The organism is Flavobacterium hydatis, from assembly GCF_000737695.1.
GTDB lineage: Bacteria > Bacteroidota > Bacteroidia > Flavobacteriales > Flavobacteriaceae > Flavobacterium > Flavobacterium hydatis.
The window spans coordinates 50,526-70,954 of sequence record NZ_JPRM01000019.1; the positions used below are offsets into that span (position 1 = coordinate 50,526).

15 protein-coding genes are annotated in these 20,429 nt (G+C 31.3%); 9 read left to right on the plus strand and 6 right to left on the minus strand.

Annotated features, from left to right (window positions below):
* The first annotated feature begins 688 nt into the window (after nt 1–688).
* The 5 genes from IW20_RS13095 to IW20_RS13115 all read left to right on the plus strand — a co-directional run bounded on the left by IW20_RS13095 (nt 689) and on the right by IW20_RS13115 (nt 10,297).
* On the plus strand, nt 689–2,071 hold the full coding sequence (locus IW20_RS13095) for a sigma-54-dependent transcriptional regulator (protein WP_035623008.1): 1,383 nt from the start codon (nt 689–691) through the stop codon (nt 2,069–2,071).
* Nucleotides 2,046–3,188: an FIST signal transduction protein gene (locus tag IW20_RS13100; protein WP_035623011.1), complete on the plus strand. Its 1,143-nt coding sequence runs from the start codon at nt 2,046–2,048 to the stop codon at nt 3,186–3,188. Before IW20_RS13095 ends, IW20_RS13100 begins: the two co-directional genes overlap by 26 nt.
* A 2-nt stretch (nt 3,189–3,190) precedes the next feature.
* Complete coding sequence (locus IW20_RS13105; RefSeq protein WP_051885749.1) at nt 3,191–6,223, plus strand: PAS domain S-box protein; 3,033 nt, start codon at nt 3,191–3,193, stop codon at nt 6,221–6,223.
* 138 nt (nt 6,224–6,361) lie between these two features.
* Entirely contained in the window at nt 6,362–6,775 is a 414-nt protein-coding gene (locus IW20_RS13110; protein ID WP_035623014.1) for a response regulator, read from the plus strand.
* Nucleotides 6,776–7,711: 936 nt separating this feature from the next.
* Nucleotides 7,712–10,297 carry a hypothetical protein gene (locus tag IW20_RS13115; protein ID WP_131494831.1) on the plus strand — a complete coding sequence of 862 codons (2,586 nt, stop codon included), beginning with the start codon at nt 7,712–7,714 and terminating at the stop codon, nt 10,295–10,297.
* On the opposite strand, the gene IW20_RS13120 is transcribed toward IW20_RS13115, so the two are convergent.
* From IW20_RS13120 to IW20_RS13135, 4 genes are all read right to left on the minus strand, one after another.
* Nucleotides 10,238–11,788: a SprB repeat-containing protein gene (locus IW20_RS13120; RefSeq protein ID WP_035623018.1), complete on the minus strand. Its 1,551-nt coding sequence runs from the start codon at nt 11,786–11,788 to the stop codon at nt 10,238–10,240. The two genes, IW20_RS13115 and IW20_RS13120, sit on opposite strands and share 60 nt — an antisense overlap.
* A 33-nt stretch (nt 11,789–11,821) precedes the next feature.
* Complete coding sequence (locus tag IW20_RS13125) at nt 11,822–12,751, minus strand: methionyl-tRNA formyltransferase (protein WP_240478488.1); 930 nt, start codon at nt 12,749–12,751, stop codon at nt 11,822–11,824.
* 2 nt (nt 12,752–12,753) lie between these two features.
* A complete protein-coding gene (locus IW20_RS13130; protein ID WP_035623020.1) occupies nt 12,754–13,905 on the minus strand; it encodes an ABC transporter substrate-binding protein in 1,152 nt (383 codons plus the stop codon).
* Nucleotides 13,906–13,966: 61 nt separating this feature from the next.
* Nucleotides 13,967–14,524 (minus strand): phage tail protein, encoded by a 558-nt coding sequence (locus IW20_RS13135; RefSeq protein ID WP_035623023.1) that lies wholly within the window; start codon nt 14,522–14,524, stop codon nt 13,967–13,969.
* A 333-nt stretch (nt 14,525–14,857) separates the two neighbouring features.
* Between IW20_RS13135 and IW20_RS13140 the strand changes: the two genes are divergently transcribed.
* The 4 genes from IW20_RS13140 to IW20_RS13160 all read left to right on the plus strand — a co-directional run bounded on the left by IW20_RS13140 (nt 14,858) and on the right by IW20_RS13160 (nt 19,365).
* Entirely contained in the window at nt 14,858–15,250 is a 393-nt protein-coding gene (locus tag IW20_RS13140; protein WP_051885751.1) for a hypothetical protein, read from the plus strand.
* 972 nt (nt 15,251–16,222) lie between these two features.
* Nucleotides 16,223–17,014, plus strand: a complete 792-nt coding sequence (locus tag IW20_RS13150; RefSeq protein WP_035623029.1) for a sensor histidine kinase — start codon at nt 16,223–16,225, stop codon at nt 17,012–17,014.
* Nucleotides 17,015–17,140: 126 nt separating this feature from the next.
* Nucleotides 17,141–17,806, plus strand: coding sequence for a response regulator transcription factor (locus IW20_RS13155; protein ID WP_035623030.1), 666 nt, complete (start codon nt 17,141–17,143; stop codon nt 17,804–17,806).
* Between the two features lie 299 nt (nt 17,807–18,105).
* Nucleotides 18,106–19,365 (plus strand): hypothetical protein, encoded by a 1,260-nt coding sequence (locus IW20_RS13160; protein ID WP_035623031.1) that lies wholly within the window; start codon nt 18,106–18,108, stop codon nt 19,363–19,365.
* Nucleotides 19,366–19,368: 3 nt separating this feature from the next.
* On the opposite strand, the gene IW20_RS13165 is transcribed toward IW20_RS13160, so the two are convergent.
* The gene (locus IW20_RS13165) at nt 19,369–20,172 is read right to left on the minus strand and encodes an endonuclease/exonuclease/phosphatase family protein (RefSeq protein ID WP_035623033.1); all 804 of its coding nucleotides are present in this window, start codon (nt 20,170–20,172) and stop codon (nt 19,369–19,371) included.
* A gap of 44 nt (nt 20,173–20,216) precedes the next feature.
* On the minus strand, nt 20,217–20,426 hold the full coding sequence (locus IW20_RS13170; RefSeq protein ID WP_035623035.1) for a hypothetical protein: 210 nt from the start codon (nt 20,424–20,426) through the stop codon (nt 20,217–20,219).
* Nucleotides 20,427–20,429: the final 3 nt, after the last annotated feature.

Here is a 20,429-nt window from a genome sequence, read left to right on the forward strand (position 1 = left end):
AAACTGAGGATTGACATTAATATAAAATCTATGTTCATTTCTGTTTTTAATTAGAGTTACGGATTGTCCATTTCTTTATTGCAAGGCATCTTTTTATTTGATAATTCTTTTAATGATAATTGTTGCACAGCTTTTTCAAGATTGTAGTCATAGCCTGAATGAAATTCTTTGATATAGTTGGAAAGGTATTTGATGATTTGTGCTAATGTGTTTTATAATAGTTCATTAGTCTAGAGATTAGGTAAAGTGTATAAAATTTATTTGACACAAAGGTTACGTATTTTCATTTTAGATACCAGTTAAGATACCTTTTTCATATCATTCTCTGTAGAATTTGCAAAAAAAAGTTGGCTTAATAATTAATCTTGAAAGGTGAGTTTTGAGGAATAAATACAATATAAATTTGAATGTTTAATGAGTATACTTGGAATAATTATGTAGACCCTACGGTTCTTTATGTAAGATAATTGAGTATTATTATGTCTATAATGTTTTAATGAAACAGATGGGGTAGACTGTGAAACTTAATAAATGAATTTTACAAATGCATTGTTAATCAAACATTTTTTTAGTCTTAAAAGCTTATTTCTTACAAAAAACAGAAATAATCACATGGTTGTAGATTAAAGATAAAGAGTTTTTTTGTAATTTGGTATGAAATAGATTTAATTTTAATAGAAAGATACTTATGAAATTATTCAAAATTTTTTTAGTCGAAGATGATCTTTTTTTTGGAGAAACCCTAAGGTATCACCTTATGTTAAATCCTGATTTTGAAGTTTTTTTATTTAAAACGGGAAAAGAATGTTTGGATAATTTATTTCAGAGCCCTAATATAATTTGTTTGGATTTTGGATTACCAGATATAACAGGTGATTTACTTCTTAAAAAAATTCAACAAATAAATGATAAAATTCCTATTATCATTATAAGTGGTCAAGAAGAAATCGAAGTAGCAGTTGATTTTTTAAAATCAGGTGCAAAGGATTATATTGTAAAAAGCAATTACACAAAAGAGTTGCTCTGGAATTCAATTATTAAAATCAGAGAAAACTTGAATCTCATAAATGAAGTGCAAGACCTAAAGGTAAAACTTGAACAAAAGTTTAATTTAGAAAATACTATAATAGGACAAAGTCAAGGAATAAAAGCAGTTTTTAATAAAATAAATAAATCTTTAAGTACTAATATAAATGTTTCTATAACAGGAGAGACTGGAACAGGTAAAGAGATTGTTGCGAAAGCAATTCATTACAATTCAGAGAGAAAAAATAAGCCGTTTATAGCACTAAATATGGCAGCTATTCCAAAGGAATTGGTTGAAAGTGTGTTCTTTGGACATGAAAAAGGAACTTTTACAGGAGCGGATCAAAAATCGATTGGGAAATTTGAACAAGCTGATGGTGGAACCATTTTTCTTGATGAAATAGCTGAGCTAGATTTAAATCTTCAAAGTAAATTATTGCGGGTACTTCAAGAACGTGAAGTGACAAGACTAGGCGGAAAGACAGTTATTAAGTTTAACGCTAGGTTAATTATTGCTACTCATAAAGATTTAAAAGAAGAGGTTAAAAAAGGAGCATTTAGAGAAGATCTTTATTATAGAATTATTGGCTTACCAATAGAATTGCCTCCTTTAAGAGAGAGAGGTAACGATATTTTACTTTTATCAAAACATTTTATCGATTTGTTTGTTAAAGAGAATAAATTGGAAACAATTACTATTACTAAAGAAGCTAAAGAAAAACTTCTCAAACATAAATTTCCAGGAAATATAAGACAACTCAAATCTATAATTGATCTTGCTTGTGTTATGTGTGAGAGCAATGAGATTTGTGTAGAAGATTTAACTTTTGACACAATAAATGATACCAATTTTTTCTTGTCTGAAGATAAGACATTAAAAGAGTTTACTTCTGAAATTATTTTGCATTACTTAAAGAAGAATAATGATCATGTATTAAAAACAGCGAAACAATTAGATATAGGAAAATCTACGATTTATAATTTAATTCAAGCAGGTCAAACTAAAAAAAATGATTTAAATGAAAGTAGCCACAGTATTATTTAAAAACAATTCTTTTGTAAAAGAGTTAAATAATGATAATTTGGATCTTACTGACTCTGACTTAGTTTTAGGTTTTGGGGCAAGAGATTTAGTCTCTGATGATTCAATTTTTCATCAATTGAGAAATAAATTTCCATCTTCACAATTAATATTATGTTCTTCCGCTGGGGAAATTTACGATAATGAGGTTCTTGATGATACAATATCCCTTACTGCAATTAAATTTTCTTCGACAGTGATTAAGGCTTATGAAGTAAATATAACAGATTTTAAAAATAGTTTTGAGGCTGGTTCTTCCCTAATTGAGAAATTTGTTCAGGAGAACTTAAATTTAGTTATTGTACTTTCTGATGGAGGAAAAGTAAATGGGAGTGAGTTGGTAAATGGCATGAATGCTATAAAAAAAGAGAAAGTATTAATAATAGGTGGCCTTGCTGGTGATGCAGCAAATTTTAAAAAAACTGTTGTAGGATTGAATGCCTGTCCAACTCAAGGTAAAATTATTGCTATTGGTTTTTATGGACAGAAGTTATTGGTATCTCATGGTTCTTTAGGAGGTTGGGAAAGTTTTGGATTAGAAAGGATAGTTACAAAATCGGAGAGTAATGTTCTTTATGAAATTGATGGTAAAAATGTATTAGATCTGTATAAAAGTTACTTAGGGAAATATGCTGATGAATTACCTGGCTCTGCACTGCTTTTTCCACTATCAATTAAGATTGAAGAAGTAGATGAACCCATTGTCAGAACTATTTTATCTATAGATGAAACCAATCAGACTATGACTTTTGCAGGGGATGTTCCTGAGGGAAGTAAAGTACGTTTTATGAAAGCAAACTTTGACAGATTAATTGATGCAGCAAGTGATGCAGCGTCATCTTGCTTAGAAGTAAGTAGTTTCACCCCCAAATTAGCTCTCTTGATAAGTTGTGTAGGAAGAAAATTAATTCTAGGAACCCGCATTGATGAAGAAGTTGAGGCTGTTTCTGATATTTTCGGAAGTGATACTATTCTTGCAGGTTTTTATTCCTATGGAGAGATTTCTCCATTAAAACCATTTGGAGAATGTATACTTCATAACCAAACAATGACTATTACTTGTATTAATGAAATGGACTAGTTATGGATATTCATAAGCTCTTACAAAGACAAATTAATAAAAATATAAATGATGATTTGAAATATCATCCAGATTTTCAGTCTTTTATAAAAGTAGTTAATGATTCGTATTTATCATTTGAGAGAGATAAAGATTTAATGGATCACTCTTTTAAAGTGAGTGAAAAGGAATACAATGAAGTGAATCAGAATTTAAAAAAAGAATACGAATTAAAACAAGAGTCTATTTTAAAGTTGCATGAGAGCCTTACAGAATTGGATGAAGGGTATCGATTAATAAATGAAAATGAAAAAAATAATCTACTTTTTATTTCAAAATATTTAAGTGAACAGATAATTAAAAGAAAAGAAACTGAAAAAAAATTATTTGAAACGGTACAATTTTTTAAAATATTACTGGAGAGTTTACAATCAGGTATCTTAGTTGTAGATAATAATGAAACTATATTATTTGTTAATCAGTATTTATGTGAAATACGTAATATCAAAGCTTCACCTGAGGAAATGATAGGAAAAAAAACAACGAAATATTTAAATGATGCCCAATCATTATTTAAAGATAGTGAAGCTTATAGAAACAGGATCAATGAAATTTTATCTAATAAAGAAATTGTAACAGGTGAAATACTTGAAACATTAGATAATCGTTTTTTTGAAAGAGACTATATACCAATTATCGTTGACAATGAATGTATTGGACACCTTTGGAAATCAATAGATGTAACCCAAAGAATTAAAAGTAAAAATTTACTAAAGCAAAGTGAAGAACGTAATCGTATTATAATGAACTCGTCACTTAATGCAATAGTAACAATAGATAGTAATGGGAAAATAACTTTTTGGAATAATCAAGCCGAAATTATTTTTGGATGGAAAAAAGAAGAAGTCTTAGGAAAAACATTAAACGAAACCATAATTCCGAAACGTCATAAAGATAGTCATTCACTAGGGCTTAAACATTATGAAGCAACAGGCATGGGACCTATTTTGAATAAGCAAATAGAGTTACCAGCAATAAATAATGGTGGGCATGAATTCCCTGTAGAAATTTCTATTATACCTCTAGAGCAAAATGGAGAAGTATTTTTCTGTTCTTTTATGCAAGATATTTCAGAGCGAAAAAAAACAGAAACTAGGCTAAAAGTTCAAGAAGAGAAGTATCGAAACATTATTGCTAATATGAACTTAGGTCTGATTGAAGTTGATACCAATGAAATAATTCAATATGCCAATCAAAGTTTTGCTACTATCTCAGGATTTGAAGTTGAAGAACTTATTGGTTTGAATCCTTCAAAAACATTTGTTCTAGGGAAAAATCTCGAAATGATGGCTAGTAAAAATAGATTACGGGAAAAGGGTTTATCAGATGTTTATCAAATGCCAATAAAGAATAAAAGAGGTGAATTAAGATGGTGGGCCATTGGGGGAGCTCCCAATTATGATGATAAGGGCGAATTAGTAGGGTCTATAGGAATCCACTTAGATATTACTGAGCAAAAACAAATGGAAATTGAACTTGAAAAGCAAAAAATCAAGGCAGAACAAGCTTCTAAAGCAAAAGAAGTTTTTTTAGCCAATATGAGTCATGAAATAAGGACACCACTAAATGGTATAATTGGCTTTTTAAGAGAATTAGAACGACAGCAATTAACTGATTTACAAAGGAAATACGTGGAGAATAGTACCGTAGCTTCAAAACATTTGTTATCTATTATAAATAACATATTGGATATTTCTAAAATAGAAGCAGGAGAGATGTCCCTTGAAGTGGAAGATTTTATTTTTGATAATATAATTGCTAACGTTGTTAATGTACTTGAACCATTAGCAAAGAAAAAAGGATTAAAACTGATTTCGCTGATATCTAAAGATATTTATGGTGTCTTAAAAGGAGATATTTTAAGACTAGAGCAGGTATTATTTAATTTAATTGGAAATTCCTTGAAGTTTACCAGAAAGGGGAAAATAGTTTTAAAATGTGAAGTATTAAAAGAAACTAAAGTTTTACAAAGATTACAGATTTCAGTAATAGATACTGGTATTGGAATGGAACAGAGCTACGCAGAAAATATTTTTAATAAATTTTCGCAAGAAGATAAAGCAATTACCCGCCAATTTGGTGGTACGGGATTAGGTATGACCATTACTAAAGAGTTAATCCTGCTGATGAATGGTGAAATTAATGTGAAAAGCGAAAAAGACTTAGGTACTACAGTTAGTTTTATAATTGATTTGGAAAAAGGAAGTATTGATGATATTAAAAAGATTCAAAATGAGATTAATATAGACATTTCAGGCATAAATGTTTTATTAGTTGAAGATAATATTATCAATAGAATGGTTGCTATTAATTCTTTGAATTATTTTGATTGTGTTGTTACTGAGGCAACCAACGGTGTTGAAGCGATTGAAATTTTAAAAAATCAAAGCTTTGATATTATATTGATGGATGTACAAATGCCTGAAATGGATGGTATTGAAACAACTGTAAAGATTAGAGAAGAATTACAATTGCAAACACCAATTATTGCTTTCAGTGCTAATGCTTTTAAAAGTGAGGTTGACAAATGTAAAAATGCAGGCATGGATGATTATATCACTAAGCCTTTTGAAGAGTTTGATTTAATAGAAATAATTTCACGATTTACAAATAAAAAATCTGATGGGACAAATAGTTCTTACAAAGAAAAAAATGAAAAACTCTACAATTTGAAATCATTAGATAGTATTAGTAGAGGCAATTCGGAGTTTATTACAAAAATGATTGTAATTTTTATAGAGCAAATAAATGAAGTTATTCCAATTACAGAAGAGGCTTTGGTTTCGGGGGATTTTTTCACAATGAGCAGACTCATACATAAAATTAGACCAAGTATTGAAGGGATGGGAATTACTAGCATTGGAGATAGAATCAAAACTTTAGAAAAAATAACTAAAGAGGGGAAAAACAAAGAAAAAATTAGCAACCTATTCTTTCAAATAAAAAATATATTACTTACTGCTATAGAACAGTTGCAAGAAGAAATTGAAAATTAGTTTTTCTGTTCCTTGGAATGTTTTCCAAAAAATGGAAATTGTTTTAAGAAAGTTTAAAAATAAGTAGCTTATTATTAATGTATTATAACTTTGGCTTGACTATCGCTTATTTGTTATCAATATAAAAGTTAGGATAACATGGAAACTAAAGTTCAGTTTAAATTCTTTATAATAGATGATAATTTCTTTTGCGCCAATTTGCACAAGCAATATCTCACCAATATGAATTATAATGACATAACGCTCTTTGCTAATAGTAGAGACTGTATTGATAACCTGGATCAAAATCCAGATATTATTTTTTTAGATCACAATATGGAAGATATTGTAGGACTTGAGGTATTGAAAAAAATTAAAAGTTACAATCCTAATATATATGTGATTATGGTTTTGAGACAAGAAAGCATCAAAACAGTAGTTGATGCTTTAAAGTTTGGTGCTTTTGATTATCTAATAAAAGGAAATGATGTTAATGAAAAAATGACTATGATTATTACTAAAATAATTACTATTAGAGAGCAATTAAAAAAAAATATGTTCGGGTTCAATTAAACGTTTACTATGCTTTTTTTAATCAAACATGCTTACGATGAAAAGTTTTGACTTGAAAATGACAAAGAAATAGTTTGTAATGTTTTTTAAGTTAGGTATTTGCTAATTACTATTATAATTATAAATGAAAGTAACTGAGCAATATGCAGAATCCAAGTCAGTAAAATGATTTGTTTCTGCATTTTAAAATCTTAAATAGAAGCTAGTATTGAAAAAATAGACTTGAAAACAGGTATTTCTACCTATTTAAAAAATAAATAATATAATTATTTTTGGTTTAAAAGTACTGTATAGTATTTTTAAATGAATTAAAAAGTGAGCTGTCACCAGTACAATTTATTTTTCATGTTTAATCTTGATTTTAAATAATATGCTGATTTTGTGATAGTTTATTTCGTTATTTTCTTGTATTTATGAAAGCCCCCAAGCTACCATCTAAAAAAAAACATACTTATGAAAAAAAAATACTTTGAATTTTGTTTCACACAACCTAAGTGTGATTTTATTAAAATTAAATAATAGTTTTAATATAGCTTGTTTATTGTTCGTTAAAAAATGGAGTAAAATATAATCGTTTGACCCATTTCTGCAAATGAATTTTTATAAATACCACAATTCATTTGTTGTTTTTATGATATCATAAATTTATTATTTGTAAGCTAAATAATTGAGTTTATATACTTCTTACCATAGTTTACTTTTTTCCCTTTTTTTCTTATTGTCGGATTGATTCAGCAGGGCACTTGCTTTTGTTCATATGTTATTTGCTGTTTATCAGTGTTTTTTTTGTGCTTTACTTATTGTTTTAAGTTGATTGATTTAGTATGAATTGTATGTTTTAAATGTTTAGTGCTATTTCTACAAAATTGTTCTGTTTTTTTTGGAAGAAGTATTTTAAAAAAGAAAGTTATTCTATATAAATAAAGGCTTTTGATTATGAAGAAAAAATCGTTTATCACATTGTTTGTTTTATTGAGTTTAAGTCAAATTATGGCTCAAACTCCTGGAATGATATATAACTCTGCCACGGGCAGTGGATCTATAGTGTTAGATCCTAATGGAGATGGTTTTATATCAGCCACTATAAACGGTTTTACAACAGATGATCAGATTCAAAGCGAGATTCCATACAAATCATTGGTCTTTCCTATGATTGAACCAAATAGTGACCTTATTGCAGGGCCAAATTGTAGTTTTACTGATTTTGTTGATCAAGGAGATCAGGACCCGGTTCAAGCCTATTTAGATGGCAATGGGAATTGGCTTTTTAGGATGAGATTGGGAAGTACTTCTCCTAATTCGAAAAGTTATAGTATTCTTATAGATACCGATGGTAAATTTGGGGGAATTGGACCTAACGCCGATCCGCAATATTCAAATTCTAATCCAGGTTTTGAGATAGAAATAGTACTAGCTACAAATTTTGGTGTTTATGTGTATGATGTAAATAATAATAATTGTACTCCTGTTATTTCATATGCAGGTACTACAAATTACCAAAAGTCGATTGCCATGACGACAAGTTGCGGTAACGCAGATTATTTTTATGATTTTTTTGTAAAAATGAGTGATTTGACAACAACGTTTGCTCCATTATCGACAACCATCAATTCGACTACCGCAGTACGTATGGCAATGGTTGATAATATGGGAGCGCATAAATCTACTTTATGCAATCCAGAATCAGCTTCTGATATTGCTGGTATAGATTCCAGTTGCGGCAGTCTTGAAAATTGTTTTATGCATATTATTGATAATTATACTCCCTGTGCTCCTGGTGTAGTATGTCCAGATCGTTCGCTTTGCCCAGGAATTTCTAGTGTTGGTGCTGGAGATTCATCAGTATCTGGTACTTCTGTTGAGGGTGATGGTACTGTGATAACAGTATATAAGAATGGGATATCTATTGGGACAACTTCTGTTAGTTTAGGAAGTTGGTCACTCACAGGGATTTCTCCAGCTCTAATAACGGGACAGGTTATTACTGCCACGGCTACTGCTCCTGGAAAAGGACAGTCTATAGCCAACTGTAACCCTGTAACTGTTGTAAGTTGTGCCCTGATGACTACAGTACCGACAGCAGGGGATATTACAAAAATATCTGGAAGTAAAGGCTATACTGTTACTGTAAATCGACCAATTGGAACTATTGTTAGGTGTTATAATGCTAATGGTACTCTTATAAATCCAGTTGCATTAGCTTTAGAAGTACCATATAACTTAAATACGGTAACAACAACTACTAATCCTCAAGCGGTACTTTTCAAATGCCAAACAGGTAACTGCTTTGGTACAGCTGTTTATCTTTTTTCCTATCAGGAACCTGGAAAATGTGAGTCAGGCTATACGTATGATTGCCAATATTCAGCTGTTACTTCTACTGCAAATCCCACTATAACAACAAGTCCAATTCTTTCCTCGACAACTTCGATTTCAGGAGCCGTAAATTCTCCTGATAATGTTACAGGGGTCACTATAAATCTTTTAGCAAATGGGACGCTGTTAGGAACGACAACAACAGGAGCTGGTGGAGTATGGACTATTAGTGGTTTGTCTCTATCAAATAGGGAATGTCAAACTTTGTCAGTGACTGCTATTGCTTCTGGAAAGTGTATTTCTACTGGATCTGTGTCAGCAACAATACAAAGAAAAGCAATTACACCAGTTATTAATGGTCCAATTTGCTCAACGGCTGCTGTTACTAGTGTTTCTGGTTCATCAGCTGAAGCTGTGGGTACAACAGTGCAAGTATATGAAAATGGAGTTTTGGAAGGAACTACAACTGTAACTGCTAACGGAACTTGGACTGCTGCAACAGGAATCAGTATTGCCCTTGGTAGTACTATTACAGCTAAGGCATTGGGAAGCTGTCTTTCGTTAAGTAATGCTTCAAATTCAGTAGTTGTTGGTACAAGATCGTCGAATACTTTGGCAATTACGACCTCACCTATATACGAATGCGGAAGTTCGGTAAGTGGTACGGGGACTAATGGAGATAATGTTACTCTTTTTGTAGATGGATTTCAAGTGGGCGGAACTACTACAGTTTCGGGTGGTACATGGACCATTAGTGGTTTGACCGCTGATTGCTCGTTATATATGGGAGGTGTAATTACTGCTAAAGCCACTACAGGTTCAAATTGTGAAGGAAATGCTTCAGCTGGGGTCACAGTAGTATGCGTGAATCCTTTAAATAGTTTAAATGTGACTCCTGCGTCGACATCTATTTGTTCAGGTTCAACTGTTTCGGTGAACGTTCAGGGTTCAGAAAGTGGAGTTATTTATCAGTTATTTAATGGAGCCTCAATGATTGGCTCTTCAAAATCCGGTACTGGGGCAAATATAACTTTAAATTCTAGTGGATTGAATAGTTCGGCTTCTCTTACTATAAAAGCTATTAGATTAGGAACTTCTTGTTCAATAAATTTATCGAATGCTGTTTCAGCTACAATTATATCTACGTCAGTTCCAACAGGAAATGCTACCCAAAGTTTTTGTAGCGCTTCCACCATTACAACTTAGATTAGTTTGAGTTCCAGATGTTGTAATTGCTGTAGGTTCAGTTATATTAAAAACCTGTTGTTTAGAACATAGGGTTGCATCAGTTACTGTTACAGTATATGTTCCGGCAGCTAATCCAGTTGCAGTTGCAGCTGTACCTCCTGATGGTGACCAAGAATAACTAAGTGTGCCAGTTCCTCCAGTTGCAGCAGCTGTAGCGGTCCCATTAGTACCTCCATTACAACTTACATTAGTTTGTGTAGGTACTATGTTTATTGGTGTACCTGTTTCAATAATGATAAAAGTTTTAGTTGTTTCGCATAGTATACCATCTTTTACAGTTACTGTATAGGTTCCTGCACTTAAGTTTGTAGCTATACTTCCTGTACCACCAGATGGAGACCATGAATATGTATAAGTACCAATACCTCCAGAAGGGATAACTGATGCACTACCAGTAGTAGTACCTGCGCAAAGGATATTATCTTGTGCGCCAGCAAGACTTATGTTTGAAACTAATAGCGATCCAAAGTTAGAGTTTGTAAAACATGTAGGAAGTGCATTAATTGCAACAGCTCTATACCTATATGAGTTCATTGCTGTAGTTGCACCAGTTATAGTCAATGTGTTAGTTGTAACTCCTGAATATGGAGCAACATTTGCAAGGTCAGTATATGTACCTAGACCTGTTTGATCTACTTGCCATTTGTAAGCAGTTGCACCAATTGCAGTAACAGTAAATGTTGTATTGCTTCCTGGGCATAAAGTTCTATCAGGAGGGTTGGCAGTAATAACTGGAGCAGTACACGCTGGTGTTTCGAAAAGGCGGAAATTATCTACAGCAAATTCTTGCGCATCTGAACCATTTGCAGAACAATTCAATCTAATATCTAATAGTGCTCCTGTTCCAGGAATGTTAGCAGAAAACTCACTAAAAGTATATCCTAGAGGTGCTCCGTCTCCTATTAAATCACCGTTTGTATCAAGAGATAAGGCATTGGATGTTGTTATAGCACCAGCATAGAATGCAATGATTTTTGTCCAGGGACCTCCATCTATTCGATATTCAATAGCAATAAAATCCTGATTTGGTGCAAAGTTTGTACCGTTCCAGCCAGCATTCAAATTATTGGCAGCAAAAATACCTTTAAAGGATAAACCACTTTTCCCCGTAATATTAATTGTAGGCCAAGTAACTTGTTGATTAGGGCTTAACGTACCATTGACACCTGCTGAGCCTTTGTCAATGTCTTCAGCAGCCCATATTTTTGCACCCTGAAAACCTGTGTATGTTCCACTTTGTAGGGCTATACCAGTTGGGACGGTTCTAAAGAAATAAGCTGTTGGAGGTGGACCTCCAAAAGAAAATTCTGTGACAGATGGTAATCTGACACCTGAGCTAGGAGCTCCAGTATCCTCAAATGTATCGGACCAGAATTGCGTTTGAGCACTACCTCTTGTATAAAAGAGGCATAGCAATGCCGCAAAAATAATAGTAAAGTTCTTTTTCATAATCTCATAGTTTTAAATTGATAGTTAAGTATATTAGTTAGATATGGGGTTAGCCACTAATGGCTTTAATAAGGCATATTGTTTAGCCGTCATTATACCTTCGTCTGTACTAAGTATTTCGATTGCAATTTGTTTGTTGTCCTCACAAGCTACATTTATCGTATTGTTTATAGAAATAATTGTTCCTGGTTTGTCTTCATGAGGTTCATCTAATAGTGTTGCTACTATTATCTTAACCTGTTCGTTCATTAAAGTGGCATCAGCACCAGAATTCCAAGGATTGCATGCATTTATTAAGGCAATGATTTCATCTGCATACATTCGCTTCCAATTAATATAAGTATCTGTTAATTCTGGTTTTTCATAATAATATGCCAAGGATTCGTCTTGAGATTGATTGGGAATATTACTAGCAAATTGTAGCATATTCGCCATATTTAAAGCAACTTGAGCCGTACGGTTACTTAATCTTACAGTCAGTTTTCCGTAAGTGTCATTCTCTTGTATTCTTATAGGATCATTGAAAATAATATTTCCTTGATCAAATTTTTCATTCATAAAATGCGCACAAATGGCGGTCTCTTTTTCTTGATTTTTGAGTACTTCAAAAATTGGCATTACGCCACGGTATTGTGGTAATGGTCCTGGGTGGAAATTGATAAATTTATTGTTTCCATAAGACAGGACAGATTCAGGAAGAAGGAATGGAAAAGAGATACAAAATATATAATCGGGTTTAATTGTATCAATCCAACCTCTCATCTCTTCCATGCTTTTTTTAGAAGGGAATGATTTGAATCCGAAGTTATTGTCTTCCGATTCTCTTTCTAATGCATCTATGATTGTGTTATTGCTTTTTCCGATACCTATTGCGCATATAAATCTCTCATATGCTAATAATTGCAATGTGTTAAAGGCGAACTTTCCGCCACATAGTACCATTATTTTTTTCTGTGCTTCCATAGTTAAATACAGACATAACTATTATACCAAGCCGATGTCGTTTGATCTAAATCTTGGTCTGTTAGTTTCTTATAATATTCGTTTACTTCTGTTACCTCACCTTCCAATTGTAATTCGCATTTGCCTTCGGTATTTGAAATAATTGATGCTTTATATAAAGGAGAAATTGATGTGTTCGTTTTTGAATCAAAATAAATTTCACCTCTTGGGCTTATGAATGAAAGGGATTGTAAATCTTGACTAATATTTTGTATGTTATTTTTATGTTCAAGTGCTAGTTCTAATGCCTTTATCGCTATAGTTGCACTTTCCCAACTTAATAAGGAGAATAGATTAGGTGTTTTTCCTGATTCCGTTATAGTTTCAATGAAAATTTGATTCTCTGTAGATTCAATTTTTTTAGACCAACCTGCAATACCTTTTGCATTATCGCCTGGATAAACTGCATCACTCAGCATTGTTTCTTCTAATCCAAATGGAGTCAGATAAACGGGTAGATTTTCTTTTTCGAATGTGTTTTTAATTTGTTCAAAATACCATTGTACATAATCTCCGCTAAAAATGCTCAACAAGGCACTTTCAGGAAAATTGTTTAAATGTTCTTTTAATGGTTCCATTGTAAAATCTTCTGTTTTATAACCAGTTGCATGATTAAAAGATATTGTTCCTCCATTATCTTGAAATGATTTTGAAATGCTATATGTATGTAGGTATCCGCCATCATAATACCCAGTAACCATTCCTGCATTTTTATATCCATCTTTTATGGCTTCTTTAGCAGCGAGTGAAGCTCCTAAAGAATTGTGAAGCGAGTGATAAAAAATATTTGGGCAAGTTGGCCATTCAAGAGGCATATTTGCACCGGCATCCAAAACAATTAGTATTCTATTTGTCGCCAAAAAAAGAGGTCGAAGTAATTGAGCTGTACGATGTCCTATGTAAGCAATTACAATAGATGCGTTTTCTTCAAGCAAAAGTTTTTCGGCGCTGCGATAACACTGTTGTTTATCAGCACCAAAACCTATATTTTCTGTAACTATTTTGAGATCAGTCCTACCTAGCTGTTTTAAACCAGAACGGAGACCTTCATATAAATCAATACCAATTGTTTGATAATATGTAGAGCGCGACAATAGAATTCCTATTACTTGCATATATTTTATTTAATAAATAAGGAGAGCTTTATTTTAAGACTCTCCTTGATTTTATTTATAATTAATTTCTACTAGGGAATATTCCTTCTGTGGCAATAGAATAATTAATAGTTAAATAAGGGTTCTGTACACTAATAGGTATACCTGTACCAGTTGGATCAGTATTACCAGTAATTGCAGTTCCACCACTAAAAACATTATTTGTAGCTCCATTTCCAGAATAGCTTGGTGCTTGAGAAACAGCAGGGAAATTACCGTTTGGAGAAGTTTCGTCTGCATTATCAGTAGAAGCTTTTATCTTTACGGCAACATTAGTTAGGGTGTGTACGTGGGCAGGTATGTTTGATGTTAGTATCGAAACAGAGGTTATCCCTCCTGTTTGTCCCATCTGATAGCTAGCTCCTAAAGCACTTTGCCCTTGACCTACTGGCATGCGACCTTGCAGATTAGGAACCTGAAATGTTGTTTGACCATTTCCTCCATAATAAGTCCCTATAAGAGAGAACAATGCGGTGTTTTGTGCGATACCTAAAGTTTGCCCCTGACAGGTTAGGTAACCTCTAGGTGCAAAATTGAATGCTAGGATTTTAATTTCTCCAATGAATGGTTCTGTAGACATAGTTTTTGGGTTTAAATAGTTTACAATCAAAATTAAATCATAAAGAAATTCTGGTTATGCGTATTTATACCTGTTTTTGTAATTAGAATTATAAGGGATAAATACCTGGTGTGTAATACGATGTAGGTTTTTTAGCTCTTTAAATAAAAGTTTAAAATTTTATCAATAAACCTAATCTTGTTAAAATTTCGTTAACAGAAAAACATGTCTTTTTTGTTTTTTCAGTAGTCTTTTACTTGTTTAATTTTTTTTGCCAAGCAAATAAAAAAATGTAGTTTAGCACAACTATTAACTAGCCTGAGATAAATTTTAAATTATTTATAACCCTGAATTATGAAAGAAAAAAACAGATTAAGAGAAAGAGACACTGAAATTCCATTGGCAACAGCGGAAAAATGGACAAAAAACTGGAGCGATCCAAAAAATGAAATCGACAGTAAGGAAAAAGTTCGTGCATTTTTAATTCCAAAAATAAATTTAGAACTAGTTTTAAAACAAGAAATTGATGCTGTAAGAGCTTATTTAGGAATAAACGATGAAGGAGAGCAAACTTTACTGATTGTAGGAACCAGATATGACGAAGAAACAGGTATTTATGTGGATATGTTACCAGGAAGTAATCATGAAGAGAGACAAGCGGAAAATAAAGTAAATGCTATAGCACCAGCAATATACGATTTTAGCCAGCCTTGTCCTCCAGGAGGAGATCCATCTAGCCCTCTTTAATCTCACATGATTTATGTATTCATTTCTTGTTAACTTTGGATATTTTCTTTTGCTGATTAATTTTATTGTATTTGTAGTAGGTATTTCTAAACAACAAAAAACGTATGTGATATTTACAACGTATCTTTTTTTTATTGTATGCGTTCAGATGAGTACACTAGTTTTAAGTAAATTTGGGATGAACAATCTGTTTTTGTCTCATTTTTATTTTATTGGACAATTTCTGATGCTCGCTCTTTTCTATTATAATCTAATAACAGATAGTTTTCAAAAAAAAGTAATCAAAATTACTTGTGTTTTGACACTATTAAGTTTAGCTATACAATATAGTATAGAACCTGATTTGTTTTTTAAATTCAATTTATATGAAATATTCATTACTTCTTTTTTATTGATAATATATGCAACATTTCATTTTTATAATATGTTGAATGATAAAAGAGTATTTTATTATATTAATGTAGGTATTCTATTTTATTTGTTGGGAAGTACTATTTTGTTTCTAGTTGGTAATTTATCAATAACACTAAGTTCAAAATATTATAAATTACCTTCACGTATAAATTATGTATTATACATTGTATTTCAATTGTTGATTTTAATTGAATGGAAAAAGAGTTTTTCTAAAAAAGACAATCTTGTGAATTGAAGTTTAAATGATTCGCAATAATATAATGACTTATTCAGCATAAATGATATAAGATGAGGTTCACAATTGATACTTTATAAATAGAATAATTATGTAGAATATACTTTGTAAATTATACAAATACTGCATTAAGATTAATGTGATTTTTACATATAACGAACAGTTATTATAGATAAAAAATCTTTGTCGAAACTAAGTTTTGATGAAGATTTTTTATTTTATGACATATTTAATTACTCATTAAAATTATCCAGATAAAATGAGATATATTTGAATTGTTAAATTTACATATATTAAATAAGCGAAAAGCCCCAAAGACGCCTATGAATTCTAATCCTATTTCTGAAAGTGAAATTGTAGCTACAATTGTATTTAGTTGTCTAGCCTTTGTTCTTATGGGAGTTGTTCTTGTTATGTTTTTTTATTTCTCGAGAAAGAAAATAATAAAAGAGAAATTAGAAAAAAAGGATTTAGAAATTCAATACCAGAAAGACCAAGTACAAGCAGTAATTCTTACACAAGAAGAAGAACGAAAGCGTATAGCGCAAGATTTGCATGATGATATAAGCTCTAAATTAAATGTAGTATCGTTAAATAGTCATTTATTAAATACACCTAATTTAAGTGAAAGCGAGATAAACGAAATTACTGGGAATATTATTAATCTAACAGCTAAAGCTTTGGATAGTTCCAGAAAAATAGCCCACGGATTATTTCCACCAGTATTAGAGAAATTTGGTTTGCATGCAGGTATAGAAGAATTATGTTTGGAGTTTGAAAGTAGCAAAGCAATATCAATAGACTATCAAAATCATATAGATTTTGATAAGAAAGATAAAGATAAACACTTACACATTTTTAGAATTTTGCAAGAACTCATGAATAATTCATTGAGACATGGAAAGGCTACAAAGATTTCGATTGTTTTTGAAGAAAATGATGGAATTAAAAAAGGTACATATTCTGATAATGGAATTGGATTTGATTCTAAAAATATAGAAAATCAAAAAGGGCTTGGCATGAAGAATATTGAAAGCAGAGTTTCTTTTTTAAACGGAAACTTGGATGTAGAATCAGTTATTAATAGAGGAATTTCAGTAGTTTTTACTTTTTAAGCCAGATTAATAGCTATTTAAATTTACATTTTTTGTATTTTCGTAAGATAAATTACTTGTTTTGCAATTGTCTGTTTTTAATTCATTAAAGTAGTAAGCTAATTATTGATATCCCTGATAAACAAAATGAAAACTACGGTAAAAATAATATTAGTTGATGACGAAATTTTATTTCGCAAAGGAATATTGTTTTTATTGGAGAGAGAAGAAAATTTAGAGGTTATTTTTGAGGCTTCAGATGGAACAGAATTAATTTCATTTTTAGAAAGATCTAGTGATCAACCAGATATTATTATCATAGATTTAAAAATGCCTATTTTAAATGGAGTTGAATCTACTAAAATTATCCATAGAAAATTCCCAGAAGTCAAAGTCATTGCTTTAACAAGTTATGATACTAAATCATTTGTTGCAAATATGATACAAGTTGGAGCAGTTTCTTATTTGATAAAGAATGCTACTCCAAAAGATTTAATTTTTACAATTAATGAGGTAAATACGAGAGGATATTATTATAATGATAGAGTACTTAAAATTATACATGAAATAGCCAAAGCAGGTAAAAATACCAGATGCAATTTAGATACAAATTTTCTTTCTACTCGTGAAATTGAAGTTCTACGGTTAATTTGTTTACAAAAAAGTACAGCCGAAATTGCTGAAGAACTTTTTATAAGCCCTAGAACTGTTGAAGGGCATCGGAATAATTTATTGCTTAAAACAGAATCTAGAAATACAGCTGGATTAGTGGTTTATGCTATTCAAAATGATATTGCGGTACTTACAAATTAATAATTCTTAATTACTTCCGCTACTAGCTAAGAACTGGATAGATAAAACATAGTATAAAATAATGGTCAATATCAATAAACAAGCTCCTATCTTTCGAACTAAATTTGCGAGTCTAAGTTTGTTATTTGTTCCATTAAGTTTCATTGTTTGGGTTTTCATGGTCAATTGTTAATTATTTAATAAAAACAAATTTAGCCAGAGTTATCCTTACATTTATGCGTGTTTATACGTGTTTTTATAGAAAACCAATAATTGTTTAGTCTTGTGTTAGAATAGATTAAAATAAAAATAGATTAAAAATGAAATATTATATTGCTTATGTATTCTTCTTTTTATTATCATTTAATGGAAGAGCTTCGTTTATTTTACTTCCAATGGACGAAACATCACAGCAAAACCATCTAAAAGCTTATGGAATAACGTATTGGTGTTTGAACAAAAATTACAAAGCCAGTTGGTTACTTAATTATCGTGGAGGTTCTTTTTTGCTACCAGATACAGAAGAAATTCGTAAAGAATGTAAAATTAGAGGAGTTAGTTTTGAAGTGCTTTCAGATAGCGAAGAGAATTCTATTTTAAATGAAATCTCAAGTCCATCTCAGAATATGGAAACAGTTATTCTTGAGAAAGCTCCAAAAATAGCAGTTTATACACCCAAAGGAAAACAACCTTGGGATGATGCAGTTACTCTAGTATTAACGTATGCCGAAATTCCGTTTACCCCAATATATGATGAAGAAGTTCTAAGCGATCAGTTATTGTTATATGATTGGTTGCATTTACATCATGAAGATTTTACAGGACAATATGGAAAATTTTACTCAGCCTATAAAAATGCACCTTGGTATATAGAACAAAAGAAAGATGCTGAAGCATTGGCAACTAAACTGGGATATGATAAAGTATCTAAGGAAAAGGGCGCAGTAGCCAAAAAAATTAGAGATTTTGTAATAGGTGGAGGGTTTATGTTTGCAATGTGTTCGGCAACAGATAGTTTTGATATTGCTCTGGCTGCAGATGGAGTAGATATTTGCGAAGCAATGTTTGATGGAGACGCTAGTGAACCAAATTATCAATCTAAACTTAATTATGCTAATTCATTTGCTTTTAGAGACTTTACTCTAGAACGTAAACCAGAGATATATGAATTTTCAGATATTGATATGACACCAAAAAGGAGAGTACCAATGGATAAGGATTATTTTACGTTAATGGAATTTTCTGCAAAATGGGATCCAATACCAAGTATGTTATGTCAAAATCATACCCAACTTGTAAAAGGATTCATGGGACAAACAACTTCATTTGATGCTGAATTTGTAAAATCGAGCGCTTTGGTAATGGGTACATGTGAGATTAACGGAGAAGTAAGATATTTACATGGCGAAAAAGGAAAAGGAATGTTTACTTTTTTTGGAGGACATGATCCTGAAGATTTTCAACATAAAGTAGGTGATCCACCAACAGTTTTAGACTTACATCCAAATTCCCCAGGATATCGTTTAATATTAAATAACGTATTATTTCCTGCCGCTAAAAAGAAAAAACTAAAAACATAGTTTTTAGTTTAAAGAAAATTCCATCCATATTGGGATGTGATCAGATATTTTTCGAGCCTCTTTTAAGGAATCAAAATCTTTATAAAAATGAATTATGCCTTTGTTTTTTATTTTGATTTTCGAAGTTTGGTAGAAAATATTATCAAACTCAGAAGCTAAACATACATTATTAATACATTTTTGTTTCAAGGATGTTTTTTGGTTTTCTAAAATCGGTTGATAATCCATTTTCTTCAAAGGATTAAAAACAGTATGAGATTGCGGACAATTAAAATCACCCACAAAAATCAAATTTAGATTTGGATATTGTTGAGGTAAAAACTTGAAATATTTAATTTCCGTTTCAGGTTGCTTGCTTTTTGTGATAGCATGAAAGCTTACTAATGTAAAAGTTTTACCGTCTTTTTCAAAAGTGGCATAATAGGGTTCACGGTCTATTTGCTGTTCATATTGTTTTTCAAGCCAAGGTTTTCCTTTTAGTTTTACTTTGCTAGTTTTCCAGATAAAAGCATATCGCTCTGTTTTGTAAGCACTACTGCTTGTAGGATCACTAATAGAGTAATCCCATTTAGCACCTTTTCGATTGAGTTCATCAGCCAATCTCGCAACAGCTTGAGAACCTCCATGACCAGCAACAACTTCTTGAATTGCAATGATATCGTGATTCTTGATTGTATTAGCGATAAAACTAATTTCTAGATCAGATTTTGATTTACCAAAGTTTTGAATGTTCCAGGAAAGAATTTTGGTTTGAGAAAAAAGTAATGTAGAGAATAGAACAAATAGGGCAGTAAATGGGATTTTCATTCGTAAGGATTAATTTTCAAATATAGAGATTATCCTAGAGTTATCTAGTCTTCCCAACCACAAAGTGTCAGGCCATATCCTTGTGCTTGCTTTAAAGAAAGTTTAGTTATTTCCTGTTTACAAGAACTTAAACCACGACAAGATTCTTTGTAATGGTATTTTTTTGCACCACTCGCGCCACATACATATACATTGGTTTCTACCAGATTAAAAGAGGTAAGTGTAATAAATAAGACTAATGTAATAAACTTCATATT